Source organism: Acinetobacter sp. 1125_18A, from assembly GCF_052824985.1.
The window spans coordinates 29,230-46,418 of record NZ_VTDG01000015.1; the positions used below are offsets into that span (position 1 = coordinate 29,230).

18 protein-coding genes are annotated in these 17,189 nt (G+C 38.3%); 10 read left to right on the top strand and 8 right to left on the bottom strand.

Features of this window, described 5'->3' with window-relative positions; translation table 11 throughout:
• Nucleotides 1-25: 25 nt before the first annotated feature.
• A complete protein-coding gene (gene ampD, locus FY049_RS19005; RefSeq protein WP_446084172.1) occupies nucleotides 26-613 on the bottom strand; it encodes a 1,6-anhydro-N-acetylmuramyl-L-alanine amidase AmpD in 588 nt (195 codons plus the stop codon).
• 154 nt (nucleotides 614-767) lie between these two features.
• Between ampD and nadC the strand changes: the two genes are divergently transcribed.
• The 3 genes from nadC (at nucleotide 768) to FY049_RS19020 (ending at nucleotide 4,977) form a co-directional block, all read left to right on the top strand.
• Nucleotides 768-1,613: a carboxylating nicotinate-nucleotide diphosphorylase gene (gene nadC / locus FY049_RS19010; RefSeq protein ID WP_105714179.1), complete on the top strand. Its 846-nt coding sequence runs from the start codon at nucleotides 768-770 to the stop codon at nucleotides 1,611-1,613.
• A gap of 151 nt (nucleotides 1,614-1,764) precedes the next feature.
• Nucleotides 1,765-2,928, top strand: a complete 1,164-nt coding sequence (locus tag FY049_RS19015) for a tetratricopeptide repeat protein (protein WP_004823616.1) — start codon at nucleotides 1,765-1,767, stop codon at nucleotides 2,926-2,928.
• A gap of 171 nt (nucleotides 2,929-3,099) precedes the next feature.
• Complete coding sequence (locus FY049_RS19020) at nucleotides 3,100-4,977, top strand: LTA synthase family protein (RefSeq protein ID WP_335954636.1); 1,878 nt, start codon at nucleotides 3,100-3,102, stop codon at nucleotides 4,975-4,977.
• 14 nt (nucleotides 4,978-4,991) lie between these two features.
• Here FY049_RS19020 and FY049_RS19025 read toward each other — a convergent pair whose 3' ends face one another.
• The 6 genes from FY049_RS19025 to FY049_RS19050 all read right to left on the bottom strand — a co-directional run bounded on the left by FY049_RS19025 (nucleotide 4,992) and on the right by FY049_RS19050 (nucleotide 11,300).
• Nucleotides 4,992-5,156, bottom strand: coding sequence for an ABZJ_00068 family colistin stress protein (locus FY049_RS19025; protein ID WP_171077782.1), 165 nt, complete (start codon nucleotides 5,154-5,156; stop codon nucleotides 4,992-4,994).
• Between the two features lie 231 nt (nucleotides 5,157-5,387).
• On the bottom strand, nucleotides 5,388-7,568 hold the full coding sequence (locus tag FY049_RS19030; RefSeq protein WP_335954635.1) for a phosphocholine-specific phospholipase C: 2,181 nt from the start codon (nucleotides 7,566-7,568) through the stop codon (nucleotides 5,388-5,390).
• 20 nt (nucleotides 7,569-7,588) lie between these two features.
• Nucleotides 7,589-7,717, bottom strand: coding sequence for a hypothetical protein (locus FY049_RS19035; RefSeq protein WP_262087376.1), 129 nt, complete (start codon nucleotides 7,715-7,717; stop codon nucleotides 7,589-7,591).
• A 219-nt stretch (nucleotides 7,718-7,936) separates the two neighbouring features.
• Nucleotides 7,937-8,653, bottom strand: coding sequence for a ribonuclease PH (gene rph / locus FY049_RS19040; RefSeq protein ID WP_004723527.1), 717 nt, complete (start codon nucleotides 8,651-8,653; stop codon nucleotides 7,937-7,939).
• A 365-nt stretch (nucleotides 8,654-9,018) separates the two neighbouring features.
• Nucleotides 9,019-10,158 (bottom strand): fatty acid desaturase family protein, encoded by a 1,140-nt coding sequence (locus FY049_RS19045; RefSeq protein WP_004723529.1) that lies wholly within the window; start codon nucleotides 10,156-10,158, stop codon nucleotides 9,019-9,021.
• Between the two features lie 119 nt (nucleotides 10,159-10,277).
• Nucleotides 10,278-11,300: a ferredoxin reductase gene (locus FY049_RS19050; RefSeq protein WP_446084173.1), complete on the bottom strand. Its 1,023-nt coding sequence runs from the start codon at nucleotides 11,298-11,300 to the stop codon at nucleotides 10,278-10,280.
• Nucleotides 11,301-11,474: 174 nt separating this feature from the next.
• Here FY049_RS19050 and FY049_RS19055 point away from each other — a divergent pair, with 174 nt between their 5' ends.
• On the top strand, nucleotides 11,475-12,119 hold the full coding sequence (locus tag FY049_RS19055; RefSeq protein WP_056518244.1) for a TetR family transcriptional regulator: 645 nt from the start codon (nucleotides 11,475-11,477) through the stop codon (nucleotides 12,117-12,119).
• 80 nt (nucleotides 12,120-12,199) lie between these two features.
• Here the strand turns inward: FY049_RS19055 and FY049_RS19060 are convergent, their stop codons facing one another.
• A complete protein-coding gene (locus tag FY049_RS19060) occupies nucleotides 12,200-12,817 on the bottom strand; it encodes a thiol:disulfide interchange protein DsbA/DsbL (RefSeq protein WP_446084174.1) in 618 nt (205 codons plus the stop codon).
• Between the two features lie 229 nt (nucleotides 12,818-13,046).
• On the opposite strand from FY049_RS19060, the gene ubiG reads away from it, so the two are divergent.
• The 6 genes from ubiG to FY049_RS19090 all read left to right on the top strand — a co-directional run bounded on the left by ubiG (nucleotide 13,047) and on the right by FY049_RS19090 (nucleotide 16,996).
• Nucleotides 13,047-13,760 (top strand): bifunctional 2-polyprenyl-6-hydroxyphenol methylase/3-demethylubiquinol 3-O-methyltransferase UbiG, encoded by a 714-nt coding sequence (gene ubiG, locus FY049_RS19065; RefSeq protein WP_004723533.1) that lies wholly within the window; start codon nucleotides 13,047-13,049, stop codon nucleotides 13,758-13,760.
• Nucleotides 13,757-14,431: an HAD family hydrolase gene (locus FY049_RS19070; protein ID WP_166782866.1), complete on the top strand. Its 675-nt coding sequence runs from the start codon at nucleotides 13,757-13,759 to the stop codon at nucleotides 14,429-14,431. Before ubiG ends, FY049_RS19070 begins: the two co-directional genes overlap by 4 nt.
• Before the next feature lie 261 nt (nucleotides 14,432-14,692).
• Nucleotides 14,693-15,439, top strand: a complete 747-nt coding sequence (locus FY049_RS19075; RefSeq protein ID WP_446084175.1) for a YciK family oxidoreductase — start codon at nucleotides 14,693-14,695, stop codon at nucleotides 15,437-15,439.
• Between the two features lie 214 nt (nucleotides 15,440-15,653).
• Complete coding sequence (locus tag FY049_RS19080) at nucleotides 15,654-15,809, top strand: hypothetical protein (RefSeq protein ID WP_004823607.1); 156 nt, start codon at nucleotides 15,654-15,656, stop codon at nucleotides 15,807-15,809.
• Nucleotides 15,810-16,090: 281 nt separating this feature from the next.
• On the top strand, nucleotides 16,091-16,492 hold the full coding sequence (locus FY049_RS19085; protein ID WP_034614751.1) for an RcnB family protein: 402 nt from the start codon (nucleotides 16,091-16,093) through the stop codon (nucleotides 16,490-16,492).
• Nucleotides 16,493-16,699: 207 nt separating this feature from the next.
• The gene (locus FY049_RS19090) at nucleotides 16,700-16,996 is read left to right on the top strand and encodes an RcnB family protein (protein WP_446084176.1); all 297 of its coding nucleotides are present in this window, start codon (nucleotides 16,700-16,702) and stop codon (nucleotides 16,994-16,996) included.
• Nucleotides 16,997-17,189: the final 193 nt, after the last annotated feature.

Sequence of the window (17,189 nt, forward strand, 5' to 3'; positions counted from 1 at the left end):
TGTTAAATCATAAACAGACACTTATTTACTTCACTTGTTCTACTCTTAATTTTTTCTGATTCAAACTTTCTCTAAACTGCTGCCATTGAAAATGTGGTCCAGGATCAGTTTTTCGTCCTGATGCAATATTAGAATGTCCTGTTAAATGATGATCAGTTTTTGGATAAGCGTGTTGCAAAATGGCAACCACATCAACCAGTTGTTGATATTGGATCGCTTCAAAATCGCGATCATCACTTCCTTCAAGTTCAATCCCAATTGAATAGTCATTACACTCAACTTTACCCAGATAAGCTGAACGTCCAGCATGCCAAGCCCGATCATTAAAATTAACAAACTGGATAATTTCACCAGTTCTTAAAATCAATAAATGTGCAGAAACCTGCATACCCTCAATGGTTTGAAAATAAGGATGGACTGACCAATCCAGTTGATTTTGAAAAAACTGTTCAATATAACCACCACCAAATTGTGACGGTGGCAAACTAATATTGTGAATCACAATCAGCTGAATCTCTGTATTTTCAGGACGTTGATTATAGTTGGGTGATGGGACTTGTCTTGCGCCAATCAATTGACCATTTACGACCTGAAACTGTGGTGCAGATTGCATATCTTATTCCTACAGAATTTTTCTATTTTCAATAAAGCTGATTCTCAATATTTTAGTGTACTCTTATCTGTATAAAATAAAAACTTCTTCAAACTTGCAACGACAGTGCTAATATATCGCTCAGTTTTTAAGGGTGACTAAAATAGGGATATCCATGAGCATACCTGAATCTTTGCTTGAACAATCTATTCAAATTAATATTCAACAAGCACTCCAAGAAGATATTGGCGATGCTGATATTACTGCCCTACTCACACCAGAAGATGAGCAAGCGACAGCCACGATCATTTCGCGTGAAGATATGGTCTTGGCGGGACAACCTTGGGTCGATGCGCTGATCAAGGCTTATGATCCAAGCGTACAGATTACTTGGCTTAAAAATGATGGTGACTGGGTCAAAGCCAATGAAACTATTTATAAATTGGCAGGTTCTGCGCGTAGTTTGCTGACTGTTGAGCGTCCTGCATTAAACTTTGTGCAAACCCTGTCTGCAGTCGCAACCAAAACGGCTGAATACGTAAAATATCTAGAAGGTACAGCAACCAAATTATTAGATACACGCAAAACTTTGCCGGGTTTACGGATTGCACAAAAGTATGCAGTTGCTGTAGGTGGCGGGCAAAACCATCGCCTAGGTTTATTCGATGCGTTTTTAATTAAAGAAAATCACATCATGGCTGCAGGTGGTATTGCTCAAGCAATTGCCAAAGCGCATCAAATCGCACCAGGTAAGCCTGTTGAAGTCGAAGTTGAAACATGGGATGAACTGAATCAAGCACTTGAAGCCAAAGCCGATATCGTCATGCTAGATAATTTTAGCCAACAACAAATGATTGATGCGGTTAAACATGTAGCAGGGCGATGTAAATTAGAAGCGTCTGGGAATATAACCCTTGAGAATTTAAGTCAAGTTGCACAAACAGGTGTTGACTATATTTCGATGGGTGTATTAACCAAAGATGTTAAAGCGATTGATTTATCTATGCGATTTAATGACTAATCACTCAATCATATGAGACATGAAGCAGTATCTATATACTGCTTTTTTTATTACAAAATAAAACGATGAGTCAATAAACAATCAGCTAATTTTATGCAAAAGATCTTCTAAATAACAATCAAATTATGTGCACCAACAAAAGAGATAAACAATGAAAAAACATATTTTATATTCATCACTATTCGCATTATCTATTCCGATCCTGAGCCATGCAGACACAGTCAATGTGCATGTGTTAAGTGCAACAGTCAAAGATCAAAATATTGCCAATGCTGAAGTAATTTTGCAAAAAAATGGTGAGCGCTCTGCCTCAAGTTCTACCAATACAAGCGGCCGAGCCGCAGTCAATAGTAATACTATAGACAGTTCAGATAATTTACTGATTATCAAAAAATCAGGTTATTCAACACTGGTTGCAAAATGTCCATGTGATGGTATGACCTACGCCTTAAGTCCTGTACTCAAAGATCTCAACAGTATGCGAATTGTACTGAATTGGGGGCAAAACCCTTTAGATCTCGATTCACACTTAAGTTATAAAAATCAGCATGTATATTGGGACAGTAAACAAGGTTTGGCTGCAAATCTGGATGTGGATGACACCGACTCTTATGGCCCTGAAACCGTCACGATTGATAAACGTTTAGAAGGTCAATATTATGTGTATTCAGTACATGACTTTTCTGATCGGACTCAACCAACTACGACCAATTTATCCAATAGCCAAGCCAAAGTCATGGTCTATGCAGGTGAATCACTGATCCGCTCTTATTATATTCCAACTGGTCAAGCGGGTAATTTATGGACTGTATTCCGCATTAGCCCTGAAGGTGAAATTCAAGATATCAATCGTATTTCAGGAACCACGGTTAACGCAAGCCAAGTGGGTTCAACAGTATCAAATTATCAAAATCAAACCACTCGGGTAAATATTGTTCCTGTCTCAGCTGATGCGCAAAAACGAGCCAAGACACTTAATTTAAGTGCAGATAAAGCCTATCAAAACAACCAGATTGAACAAGCTGCAATGCTCTATCAACAGTCTATCGACTACAATCCAAATGTTGGCCAGACCTATAGTAATCTTGCTGTTGCTTATCAAAAGCTCAATCGTTCCTCAGAAGCTTTATGGGCCAATCAAAAAGCCATTGCTTTGGCGACCAATAACAATACCAAAGCTTATTCTCACTATAATATGGGTAAAATCTATGAAAATAATCAAGATTATGCTCAAGCTAAGCAACATTACCAATTGGCCAATCAATACAAACCAAGCGCGACTTATGATGAAGCGATACAACGTGTAAGCCAGTAAAAAAATTGCCCAAAGGATATCTACATTCTTTGGGCAACGTTGATGCTTTAGTTTGCTATTTTTTATTGATTAGTTTTAATTTTGCTTACAAAACAAGCAGTTTTTACATAGAAAAGCCGTCTGAATAAGCCTATAATCTTTGGCTTCCAATACATTCCTGTAATTAGGCCAATGAAGACTTTGAAACAACAAGTTTTGTTTTTACTTGTCGCTTTTTTATCTGTATTTGCTTTTTTCTTATACCAAGAAGATATCACGCGTTTCTTTCAATTACGTGACATCTATCTAAAACCACGTCTGTATAAATATGGTTTTTCAATTCTCTTAAACTACGCCTTTATTAGTTTATTTTATTTAATCTTAAGAAAAACCTTTGCGACCATTTTACTCAGTCAATTTATTATTTTTTTACTGAGCTTTATCAATATTAAGAAAGAGCAATATCTTTCTGCAAGCTTGGTTCCTAGTGATTTTTTATTATTTAAAGAAACCTTTATCGCCTCTCCAGTCATGCTCAAAATTGCGGTCTTTGTAGCAATTGCAGTGTTTATTGGACTATTCGTATTTCTGTATAAAAAAGAGAAATTAGGGACGAAGCCACTCCTCCTGACAAACAGTATTTTATCTTTTGCTATCCTTGGCTTCTTTATCACTGCAAATTTTAAAAATAATTTTAGTGAAGCTTGTGCCAATGCAGCAAAAAACTCAATTTGCCAATATGCAAAATATCTACCCAATACCCGTGGCGACTGGATTGGTGATCATTTAACCATTAAATATTTAGGTTTTTCGACCTTCTTCTTTTCCAAAACGGTTGATGGCTTAAACAATAAAATTTTCCAAACACAAGTCATCCCTGAAGAAAAAGTTGCCGCTTTTTATCAACCGATGGCGGTTGAACATGATGAAGAATCTACATCGAATCTAGCATCAGATGATCCGTCACAACAAAAACAATTGCCAAATATCGTTTTTGTGATGAGCGAGTCGCATTGGGATGCCAGAAAATTAGACAAAAGCATTCCACCTAACATCACCCCAACGATTAGTAAAAATCAGGTCTCTAGCTTATTGTCTCCAAGTTTTGGTGGAGGAACTGCTAACGTTGAGTTTGAAGTGTTAACCAGTCTAAATACCTATTTAAATCATAATGAACTGGCTTATGTCTCAAAATTAAAACGTCCAACTTATTCATTACCAATGTATTTAAATACATTGGGTTATGAAACAACTGCAATGCATAACAACGGCAAATATTTTTATAACCGTAGCGCAGTTTATCAAAATCTAGGTTTTAACCGTTTTACTTCAATTGAAAATATGATCAACATGGCTGACCGCGCTAAATATATTAATGCTGCGGGTTGGGCTACTGATGATTTAATTTATAACAGCATTGAAAATCAGCTTAAAAATACTGATAAGCCTCAATTTATCTATGCGATCAGTGTTGAAAATCATCCAATGTATAGTGATGACCGCTTTGGTAAAGACCATTTTAAAATCACCAAAGATGGTGTGAGTGAGAACAGTAAACGCGCGCTGAATACTTATTTAACAGGCATGCAACGTGCTGACGATAAATTTAAAACCCTAATTGAGCATGTCAAACAGCTTGATCGCCCAACAATTGTGATTTTCTTTGGTGACCATTTACCCAACTTACAAAGCGTTTACGATGAGTATGGCTTCTTTAAATCAGAACAAGAAAAAGCTGAGAAAAAAGATGTGCGCTTCTTTGAAACACCGCTTGCAGTTTGGGCAAATTTCCCCATTGATCAAAAGCAATTTAAAGGGCCTTTTGTGGCAGCACATTTCTTAGCACCCAAAGTATTAGAAGCTGCGCATATTCCCCTTTCACCTTACTATGCTTTTGTAAATAAAGTGAACGCTTGTTATACCACTGTTCATCAAACAGGCACGCAAACGCAAAAATCTTGTGAATTTGATCAAACTGAGATTCTACAACAGTATAAAGACATGAATACTGATGTGTTAAATGGTAAGAATTTCACTTATCAGATGTTAAAATCTAAAGCTGAAAGCTAGTCCTGCCCAAATGATCAAGAAGATTCTCCAGAGTCTTCTTGATCATGCTGCTGTTCAGCATGTTGTTGTGGTTCATTATTTTTTGCGTCAAATTCTTTGCTTTCGAAATCTTCACGGCGTGGATCTCCAGCCATCAATACAAAGGTAATCACGGCGAATAGAACAATGAGTATTTTCATAAACCTGCCATTTGCTAAAGTTTGAAATATTCTAAATATCGGTTGATGAAAAGATTTGTAGAGTCTGTATACGAAACAAGGGATTTCAGCTGATTTATGTATCTATTGACGTAAATAGATGATTGGAATCTTAATCATGTAAGTTTGCGCAAATGATGTGGTCTTCTATCAACTCAAAAATAAGGTGCAAAGCGCACCTTATTTAAATCATAAAAATTCAGCTATTTAAAATTAAGATTCTATAAATCCCATATAAGGGTCAGAAAATGAGTCTTTACCCGTTTCAATACGCCCAGCAAAACGACGTTTAAAGGTGCTATCACCCTCTATTGTTACAGTAAAATCATACCAACCACCGAAATCAGACATATTCCAATTCAACTCCTTTTCTGTAGAAGCCGTTTCGATATTCCATGTCTTATTGGGTAGATAAGCATTGGCTTTTACCGTCAATTTTGCTGTTTTCGCAGCGTCATTACGAACTTTTAAATAGAGTTTAGGATCACACTCTTCAACACATACACGCACTTCTGGCAATGCATCTATTTGTGCAGACTTGACTAAATCTCCTGCAAAGCCACGATGGAAGCCATTTGGACCCAACACCCATAAATCATATAGTCCATTTGAAGCTTTCCATACATCGTCCAATTGCTTGCCTGCTTCAACCATATAACGACGAGGAATTGCGTCTAAATTCAATTTGTCATAAACATGGAAAACTGCGGCATGTGTCCCTGTATTGGAGAACATTAACTTCACTGTTTTTGTTGCCACATCAACTTTCGCACTACTATGTAAAATATAAGGCAATGCCCGAGACAATCGTGTTCCTAACTCTTGAACAGGATAGACCTGACTTAAAGGACGGGAAACTGGTGGCAATAGCGCTTGCGCATTACGAATCGCATCTGCATCATTCTTGCTTTTTTTACCCATCAAGTCCGAAATAGCCGTGGTATTTGGATTTTTAAAGTCAAAAGCCGTGGTTAAATCACCACATACAGCACGGCGATATGGACTAATATTCGGTTCTTGCACGCCAAAACGTTGCTCTAAGAAACGAATAACAGACGAATGATCAAAAACCTGTGAATTTACCCAACCACCACGGCTCCACGGAGAAATCACATACATAGGTACGCGGATTCCTGGACCATAGACTCCCACGCCATTGCTGACTTTAGGATCAGTAAAGTTAGGTTGCCCTGCTGAAGCTTTAGGATGCGTAGCGTATTCATATGAGATTTGTTCATCACTCAAAGTGGTTTTACCTTGCATTACACCTGAAGCATCTTTTGAAGGTGCGCTTGGTGATGGAACGTGGTCAAAAAAGCCATCATTTTCATCAAAGTTGACCAATAAAACCGTTTGACTCCAAATTGCAGGGTTTTCCGTTAAAGCGTTTAAAACTTCCTGAATATACCAAGCACCTTGTACAGGGCTTGATGGTCCTGGATGCTCACTATAGGCCGCAGGTGCAACCATCCAACTGACTTGAGGTAATTGACCTTTGGCAATATCATCTTTAAATGAAGCAAGGAATCCACCATCAGGCATCGTATTGGCAATCCCTTTATACAATGGTTGTGTTGCATCAATGGCTGGATCATAAGCAGGACACGTGCTGTCATTGTTTACTGGTTTACCTGATAACTCATTGGCACGGCGATACTGTTTAAAGCCAGCCAAAGGATTGTCGGTAAAGTTATCTGGCATATTTTGATAAACTTTCCACGTCACACCCGCTTGTTGTAAGCGCTCAGGATAGGTGGTCCAATCATAACCTGTGCTTGATGCACCAATACTGTCTAAGTCATTGACGACACTGGCAACACCCGCAGCTTTAGGACCGTTTGAACCTGTCCATAAGAACATACGATTCGAATTGGTTCCTGTATGCATTGCACAATGATATGCATCACACAGGGTAAAGGCGTTGGCAAGTGAGAACTGAAATTCAACTTCTTTTTGTTTGTAATATCCCATAGATTGGGGTTGTTTATACTGTACCCAATTGCCCATACGCCCATGGTTCCAAGCAAATTGCCCATCTGTCCATGAGTGTGGCGTACCGCTAACACGTTGTGCATTGCCACGCGTGCTGTCTAAATGATAGGGAAAGATTTTATTCTTATCTTTATCGTATTGTTCCCAAATCTTACGGTTGTCGGATAGCGGAATCGTAAAACGATCACCAAACCCACGAACACCCTTTAACGTTCCAAAATAATTATCAAACGAGCGATTTTCTTGCGTCAAAATGATGACATGTTTTACATCTTTAATCGTGCCTGTTTCGACTTTGGCGTCAATGGCTAAAGCTTTTTGGATGCTGGCTGGAAAGCTGGCTAAAGCGGCTGTACCAAATATTGTTTTTGTTGAATTGACTAAAAAATCACGACGGTTCATCTCTATTTCCTTATTTTTTATTATGGTGCGCAATGTACTTTACAAGCAGCGGGTGGCTGTGGATTCGTCGTTGAGCTTTCATTATCATCATTACAAGCACTGAGTAAGACACTCAGACTGGTCACTAAAATCAGCAAAAAATTTCGCATTGTCCTATCCATGAAATAAAGGTAGGGATAGTCAATACAACTGCTATGACGCTAGAGTGAAGTTTTTATGGCAGTTTGATGAATATTTTTTAAAAAACGATGAATATCAAATATTTGTTTTAATTTAAAAATAAGCAACTTAGGTTAAAACAATTTTATGCAATAAAAAACGCATCCGAAGATGCGTTTTGTTTATAAAAATATATCAATATTTTAGAATTACCAACCAAGCGCTTCTTGTTGTTTTTTTACCAATTCCTGAATACCTTTTTCAGCCATTTCAAGCATTGCATTGGACTGAGCGCGTGTAAATGGTTTTTCTTCTGCAGTCCCTTGAATTTCAATAAACTCACCTGCTTGAGTCATCACCACATTCAAGTCTGTTTGACAGTTAGAATCTTCTTCATAGCAAAGATCAAGCAATACTTCATCTTGATACATGCCGACAGAAATCGCAGCAACAAGCCCTTTTAATGGATCATGCTTAATTTTCTTTTTCTCAAGAAGTACATTCATAGCATCAATTAATGCAACCGCAGCACCCGTAATTGCAGCAGTACGTGTACCACCATCTGCCTGAATCACATCGCAGTCGATGGTAATGGTGTTTTCACCCAATTTTTTCAAATCCACCATTGCACGTAAGCTACGACCAATCAAACGTTGAATTTCTTGAGTACGACCAGATTGCTTACCGCGAGCAGCTTCACGGTCGCTACGTGTATGGGTAGAACGTGGCAACATACCGTATTCCGCAGTCACCCAACCTTGGCCCTGACCCTTTAAGAAACGTGGCACTGAATTGTCAATACTTGCAGTACACAGCACTTTTGTATGACCAAATTCAACCAATACTGAACCTTCCGCATAACGGGTGTAGTTACGGGTAATTTTAACTTCACGTAATTGATCTAATGCACGTTGGTCGATACGCATAGCTTGTCCTTATGGGATTCAAAAAATATTGCGACTTATTATAACAGATCCAAGAGAGATGGTTTTGTTACAAGATGGTGGTTTTTGAAATTGCTCGCTAAATCTATATGTGGTGACTTAAATAAACGTCTATACAAAAAGATAGATATACAAACCACGTTTTAAAATTTTCGAAATTTAGCCAAAAAATTAAAAATCACTGAATCTAAAACATCGCATTAAAAGCAATAGAAGAACCTTATTTAACTCAATAAGGTTCTTCTAACAACAATTGAGGATCTATTTTCAACAGCTATTGCACCAGTTGAATGAAGCGAGATAAACACCTTAGCAACACCAATGCTTACACATCGCAAAAACTTTGTTTAAGCAAAAATACCCTTCAACTTTTGTAAAGACTGAGTAATGGTTGCTGTCAGACTATTTGGCAAAGAGCATTTGGCTAAACGCACCCATACACTGCCAAATTGTTTCAGGAAATCTGCTTCATTATAATTGATGCCATATTCTGCACATAAAGCTCTAATTTTTGGAGCAGCTTCTGAATAACGATTGGCTGGCATATCAGGGAACAAATGATGTTCAATCTGATGACTTAAATTCCCACTCAAAATATGCAACCAGTCTGTTCCAGTAAAATTACTAGAACCACGAATCTGACGTAAATACCATTCAGCACGGGTTTCATTTTCCACATTATCTGCTTCAAAAGTCTCTGCATCTTCAGTGAAATGACCATTAAAGATTACCGCTGAAGACCACAAACTGCGGATCACATTGGCAATGGCATTCCCAGCTAACACTGGCAAAGCATTGGGGCCTGCAATCACAGGAAAAAACACATAATCTTTTAGAATTTGACGGCGGGCTTTTTTACGAAATTTTGCCGCATCTGCCCAGACCTGTTTCCAAGTTTTTGTTTTATAGATCAGCGCATCTTCCAAATGTAGATTTTGTAAGCCAACATACCATTCAAAAAACACCATCAATTGAATCGCTAAAGGGATATTAAACAAAAAGCGCGGTTCCCATTTTTGTGATTCACTAACACGGAGTAAACCATAACCCACATCATGATCTTTACCCACAATATTAGTATAGGTGTGATGCACATAATTATGTGTGTATTTCCAATCATCACCTGTTGCCATGGTATCCCAGTCGTAGTTTGCACCATTCAAACTTGGGTCATTTAACCAATCGAATTGACCATGCATAACATTATGACCCAGCTCCATATTTTCTACGATTTTGGAAATTCCCAGCAATCCCGTACCCACCACCCAAACAGGTGGAATCCATCCGCCAAACATCAACATAGCACGTGAAGCAATTTCACTATAACGGACAAAATTACGGATTTTATAAATATACTTGGCATCTTGTTCACCTAAACTGTCCATGATTTCACGACGGATTTCATCAACACGGCGACCAAACTCTGCGGTTTGTTCTGGGTTTAAATGTTTCGATTTACTGTTTGGAAAAGTAACTGACATATTCATTGTCTTGCTCCTCAGCACTTCATTTTTAGAAGCCTTAGCTGAATTTTGGGTACAACTTCCTACGCCTAGGTTCAACAGACCGAGAAGTTGTTTAAATTTATTGAAATGATTGCTTTAATTTACAGATTAATAACCACAGGGCTTATCGCTTGGCTGATACACAATTTGATCTGTGTATTTGAAGCATGGTCAATTTCACCTGTCAGCATATTTTTAGTCGAACCACTCACTTTGGTACAGGTACAGGTATTACAAATCCCCATACGACAACCATGAGTTGGCTTTAATCCCGCTTGTTCAGCACTTTCAAGTAGGTTTGATTTCGCAGCAAACTCTTGTTGTGAGCGTAAAAAAACAATCGGTTGTGCTTCTAGGCTTTCATCTACCGCAATCTGGAAATACTCTTGTTTCAAACGATCTGTGATATTCAAATCTTGAAAAATTTGATTGATGCTTTGCATCATTGCACTTGCACCACACGCATAGCTTTGACGCTGTTGGAAATCAGGAACCAAACTTTCCAATAACTCGATGGTTAAATGCTGCTTTTGTTGAGCGGTGTGAATATAGTGATAATTTAACAATGCGTGTTGCTGATAAAGCTGCTCTAGATCTGCATGAAAAGCCTCATCACGACTAAAATAAATTAAATCAATTGGACGATTTGAATCTTTAAGTGCTTCAAGCAACAAAGAATGGATTGCGGTAATTCCACTGCCTGACGCAATCAATAACAATGGTGACGCGTCTTGAGCTAAAACAAAATCACCTTGAGCTTGTGACAACTCAACAATGCTACCAAAAGCCATTTGGCTCAGTGCATTGGAGACTTTACCCTGCTGTTTTATAGCAATGATCATATCGCCATTATTCAAAAATTTAACCACAGAGTAACTACGTTGTTGACGCACACCCGCAATTTCAACAGTTACAAGAACAGATTGTCCCGCTTTAAACTGATGATGCTTAAAATTACGATTTGGACGTAATTGAATTTGATAAAAATCAGGGCTTAATGCACGAGTTTTAATAATCGTGGCTTTTACCTTTTTCCAAGCCCAAACAGGATTGATTTTTTCAGCGATAAAATCGACAAAATCCTCACGAACCCATTCTGGCTGATACTGCATATAGCTACTCATGTGACGTTCCTCTTTGTGCTTGCTATTTATTGAGTGAACAAACGTTCTTTTAGTGAACATATGTACACTATAATCATTTTTTAAATTCAGTCAACACCTGTACACTGACATTCGTCGTTTAATTTGTTTTTATTTTTGATAGACTCATCACAACAAAAATCTTTGGATACCAGAATGTCGATACGCGATGAACGAAAACAGCAAAGCCGTCAGGCTTTACTTGATGCTGCTTTAACCTTAAGCACATCGGGTCGTTCATTTTCGAGTATCAGTTTGCGAGAAGTTGCCCGTGAAGTTGGTTTGGTTCCGACAGCGTTTTATCGCCATTTCCAAGATATGGATGAGTTGGGCAAAGAGCTGGTGGATCAAGTTGCGCTTTATTTAAAGAATGTCCTACATCAATTAGGCAAAGGCCTAGCGCATCCTGAAGCGAAAACCAAAACCAGCATGGCACTGTTTTTTGAGGCTGTAGACAGCAGTTCGCAACAATGGATTTTTATGATCGCGGAACGTTGGGGTGGTTCAGAAGTTGTGCGTAAAGCCATCGCCCGTGAAATTGACTTCCTAAACGATGACCTTGCCAACGCGTTAAAGAAGTTTGAAGTTATCGCAAATTTTCATGATGAAAATGATTTAAAAGTGATCACCAATATTTTGATTAATTTATCTTTTACTTGGGCAATGTCATGGATTAACTTATCTCGCCAATACTCAGGCATCGAACTTGAGTTACAAAAAATGGTCCTTAAAAAACAATCGGTGACGCAAATCCGCTTAATTTTTAAAGGCATCGAAAATTGGGACCGAGATAGAGCTTAATTTATTTCCCAAACTCGTCTGTATATCACCAGCAATAAAAAAACCCGCAATTCAATTGCGGGTTTTAAAAACAGCAAAGCTTATTTGGCTTTACGTTCTTTATTGATCAGATAGTCAACAACTTGCGTCACTTTACCATCTTCACCTTGAACCACATATTTACCATTTACCACAACAGCAGGCACCCCTGAAAGCTGGTACTGTTGTGCCAATTGGTTTGATTCAGCAATTTTTGCAGTGATCGCAAAAGAACTATACATACTGTTAAATTTCGCCTCAGGCACACCGTACTGAGTAAAGAATTTAGCAAAAGCATCTTTTTGTAGAACTTGCTGATTACCTGCATGATTGGTATGGAATAAAGGCAAATGCGTACGTTTACGTACACCCAATGCTTCACTCACATAATATGCACGAGCACCTTGTTCCCATAATGGATTCATTGCTGCAGGTGTACGGATAAAGTTAACATCTTTAGGGATCTTCTTTAACCACGCTTGCATATGCGGTTCTAATGTAAAGCAGTGAGGGCATCCATACCAAAAAAACTCACGTACTTCAATTTTACCAGGAACTGAAACTTTTCCTGGGTTTTGCACCACGGTATAATCTTTACCTGCAACAAAATCGACAGCCATGGCATTTACAGAAAACGCCATCACCATGGTAGTCATGCCACCTAAAATAAATTTTTTCATTGACTTTATTGTCCTCGTAGTCATCTCGTATAGCTTATGCATTCACTATAAAACAAATATGGGAAAATCGTTTTCCTTCTGTGAAGTTTTTTACACGATTCATCGCTTTTTCTGGATTTATGGTTACACTAGGGTCTGTTGATATTTCATAAATAGACGAAGTGTTAACAAACACTAGCATAACTGAACTTAATTTTTGATTAAAACAATTTACTTAGAGGTGCCCGGCATGTCGCAACTTAATGTTGATCCACAGGAAATTGCTAAATTTGAAGCACTTGCTGCTTTATGGTGGGATCAACACTCTGAGTTCAGACCTTTACATCAAATCAATCCACTGCGTTTAAACTGGGTTGATGAACATGCCAATGGTCTTACAGGCAAAAAGATTCTTGATGTGGGCTGTGGCGGCGGGATTTTGGCTGAAAGTATGGCGCGTCGTGGTGCCGATGTTTTAGGTATCGATATGGGGGCAGCGCCATTGAATGTGGCTCGCTTACACGCTGAACAAGAAAATGTTCAAAATATTGAATATCGCCAGGTTCCTGTGGAACAACTCGCAGAAGAACAAGCAGGACAATACGATATTGTTACATGTATGGAAATGCTAGAACATGTTCCTGACCCAGCATCCATCATCCAAGCGTGTCAAAAGTTAGTTAAACCAAATGGTCATGTGTTTTTCTCAACAATTAACCGTAATCCTAAGTCTTATTTATTCGCAATTATTGGTGCGGAATATGTATTACGTTTATTGAAAAAAGGCACCCATGATTATCATAAATTTATTAAACCGTCTGAACTTGCAGATGACATTCGTAACTCAGGTTTAAAACTTAAAGATATGACTGGCTTACACTACAACCCACTCACAAAGCATTACTGGCTTGCGCCCAATGTTGATGTGAATTACATGGTTTATACTGTGAATGAAGGTGTTTGATGCAAGCTGTTCTTTTTGATTTAGACGGAACACTGATTGATACGGCTGCGGATTTTATCCGTATTATTCAAAATATGTGTCGAGAAGAAGGACGCGCAGTGGTTGATGCGGATTTGATCCGCACTCAGGTTTCTGAGGGTGCACGCGCAATGGTAAAACTGGTTTATCCAGAGCTTGAAGTAGATGATCCAGTCTTTCTAGCACATCGCCAACGCTTTTTAGATCAGTATGGTGATGACATTGCTGTAGACACAGACCTGTTTGCGGGTATGTATCCACTTTTGGCAGAGTTAGAAAGCCAACAGATCCCTTGGGGTATTGTGACCAATAAACCACGTTGGTTAAGTGAATCATTATTGAACGCATTGAACCTCACACAACGTTGCGCTGTTCTGGTCTGTCCTGAAGATGTCGCTCAGACCAAACCAGATCCTGAGCCAATGTATCTGGCGGCAAAGCAAATTGAGATTGCACCTGAACAATGTATTTATGTGGGTGATCATCCGCGCGATATTGATGCAGGACGTAATGCGCAAATGTATACAATCCTCGCAGCATATGGTTATTTACCATTACAGTACAAAGATGATTTAAATGCTTGGCAAGCCGACTGTATCGTAGAGAATGTCGATGAATTACATCAAGTTATTCGAAAACTTGTGAATAGTTAAAGTTCAAGAAAATCATTCAATTTACCCAACAACATGATAAATAACACTGAAACATCTTGAATATGATGTTTCAATGTTTTTATATAGAAGATAGCGCTGTTGGCACTTCGGCTCGCTTTACGAGAAGCAGTTCTTTTCCAACAGTGCAAAGTAAGACATATAAAATTTAATCATTCTAAATGATGAGAAACATTGTTTGATTGGGTAACGACATTGCGTCCAAAGCCTAAATGACATCATAACAACTATAGGAGGTCTCCCATGAAGTATTCAGAATATCAACCTCGCCCAGATTTATTGAAGGATAAAATTATCCTTATTACGGGTGCGGGAGACGGTATTGGACGTGCAGCTGCGCTCAGCTACGCCTTACACGGCGCAACAGTCGTGTTACATGGTCGCACGCTCAATAAACTTGAAGTCATTTATGATGAAATTGAATCACTTGGTGCCCCCCAGCCTGCCATTCTTCCTTTGCAGCTTTCTACTGCCTCTTCACGTGACTATGAACTGCTCGTCGATACTCTAGAGCAACAATTTGGCCGCTTAGATGGTATTTTGCATAATGCCGGAATCTTAGGAGAGCGTGTTGAGTTGGCACATTATCGAGAAGAGGTTTGGGATGATGTGATGGCGGTGAATTTACGTGCACCCTTTGTGCTCACCCAAGAATTACTGCCTTTACTGGAAAAATCTGAAAATGCATCAGTCGTTTTCGCCAGCTCTGGTGTAGGACGTGAAGCACGTGCGCAATGGGGCGCTTACTCGGTTTCAAAGATTGCGATTGAAGCGGTCAGTAAAATATTTGCTAAAGAAAATACTTATCCAAATATTCGATATAATTGTATCAACCCAGGTGGGACCCGTACCGCTATGCGTGCCAAAGCTTATCCTGATGAAGATCCAAAGGTTTTACCATCACCTGAAGCCATCATGCCTGCTTATCTCTACCTCATGGGAGATGATAGCCTTGCGTTGAATGGTGAGAGTATCGACGCACAAGATTAGGGTCTGTTTCTCCGCGCTTTTCGAAGCGTGGAGAAAATCATAAGAGATACTGTCATTTAAAATATTGATCACAGAGTCAAAATAAAAATTTAATAAAAGCCCACATCAAAATCGCTTTATCCAATAAAAACTATAACTTTATTCAGTTTCTTAAATAATAACGCTTCCTCTATAGTGTTACTCAAGTTAAGCAGATCAATTTGAGGCGTTTTTTATGAAAGATTTAAAACATAAAGTAGAGATGATTCGTTCTATCGAACAATTACAGCTTCCAAATCAGTTTATTCAGGCCTTAGATGATGCTCATCAAGCTAAAGAGATTATCAAAGCAATCAATTATTTAAAGGAGATGAATCAGCAGTGGTATTAATCATTCAGGCTCAATTTATAGTGGGGTCATCTCTCTAAGCCTGCATACAAGTTTATTTTCATAAATATTTACATTTTTTAGTCACATATTCCGCTAAAAAAAATTTGCTGCGATGCATTACAGCTCAAAGCTTTGCAATAACCCTTTTCACTTTTACATAAATATGTTTTTATTATGTCTGTCATTTTAAATGAAAAACTGAACTTTCTTCACAGTTTCTCTGCAATTTAGCAGTACAGTAGTGAGGTCAAAATAAACATATTGAATAAGCGAGGACGATTATGAAAAAGATTTTAGCGATCATCGCCATCTCTTTATCAACGCTGTTGACGGCTCAGATCAGCAGTGCAGGTCCTCATTTTGACGATGACAATGGTTTTGATCGTGGCAAAAGTGACCGTGGAGATCGTGGACGCAATCATCGTGATCGTGGTAATGACGATGACAACATTCAAGAACAACGTCGTGAACGTGAAGAACGTGGTGTAAAACGTTTGCAACAGCACAAATGGCAAATGGGTTATGTAATGCCACAGCATTACCGTGGTAATAGTTATAAAGTTGATTATAAAGAAGAAAATCTTCCAAAACCTTCACGTAATCAACAGTGGTATAAGATTAACAATGACTATATCTTGGTCGACTCAGACAATAATAATATTGTGAATATCCGAGGGATGTAGTTTTTAAATATTTTGGTTTCATAGGCTCAAACACCTTTTTGTTTGAGCTTTTTTTTGTCTAAATTTCATCATTTACAATCTGTTTTTAAAAAACTCTAGAAACCTCCATAAAATTGACAATTGAATGATATTTCTCCATTTTTCATCTTAACTTAAATTGTAATTTGAATGATCGGATAAAGCATCCGTCTGAAAAGGTCGATTCAAATGAGAAAAGTTCTAAGCGCAATCACACTATCACTCAGTGCCTTAGTTGCTACTTCAGCAATGGCTGACTGGGATCATGGTCAAAATCATCGCCCTGTTGCATCACATGAAAAATTTGAATGGCGAGAAGGTGTAATTTTACCTGATCGTTATCATGACAATCACTATTATGTGAATGATTATCGTGCATACAAAAACCTGCATCAACCGGCTAAATTTGAACGCTGGTATAAAGTAGATGGTCGTTATGTACTGGTTAATGAACGCAACCACCATATTATCCGTGTGATTCGATAATATCCAAACTACGATATTTACAGCCCAAATTCTTTTTTGGGCTTTTTTATTTATGAAAAGAAAAACCTCAATGGGTCTCTTCATCAAGTCTTCATACATTTCACAATTCACCTAAATCTTGCTCACCGTTTATCTCAAATTATTGAGTAATTTAATTACATCAAAGGACAAAAGTTCAATTCAGGTGAATCAA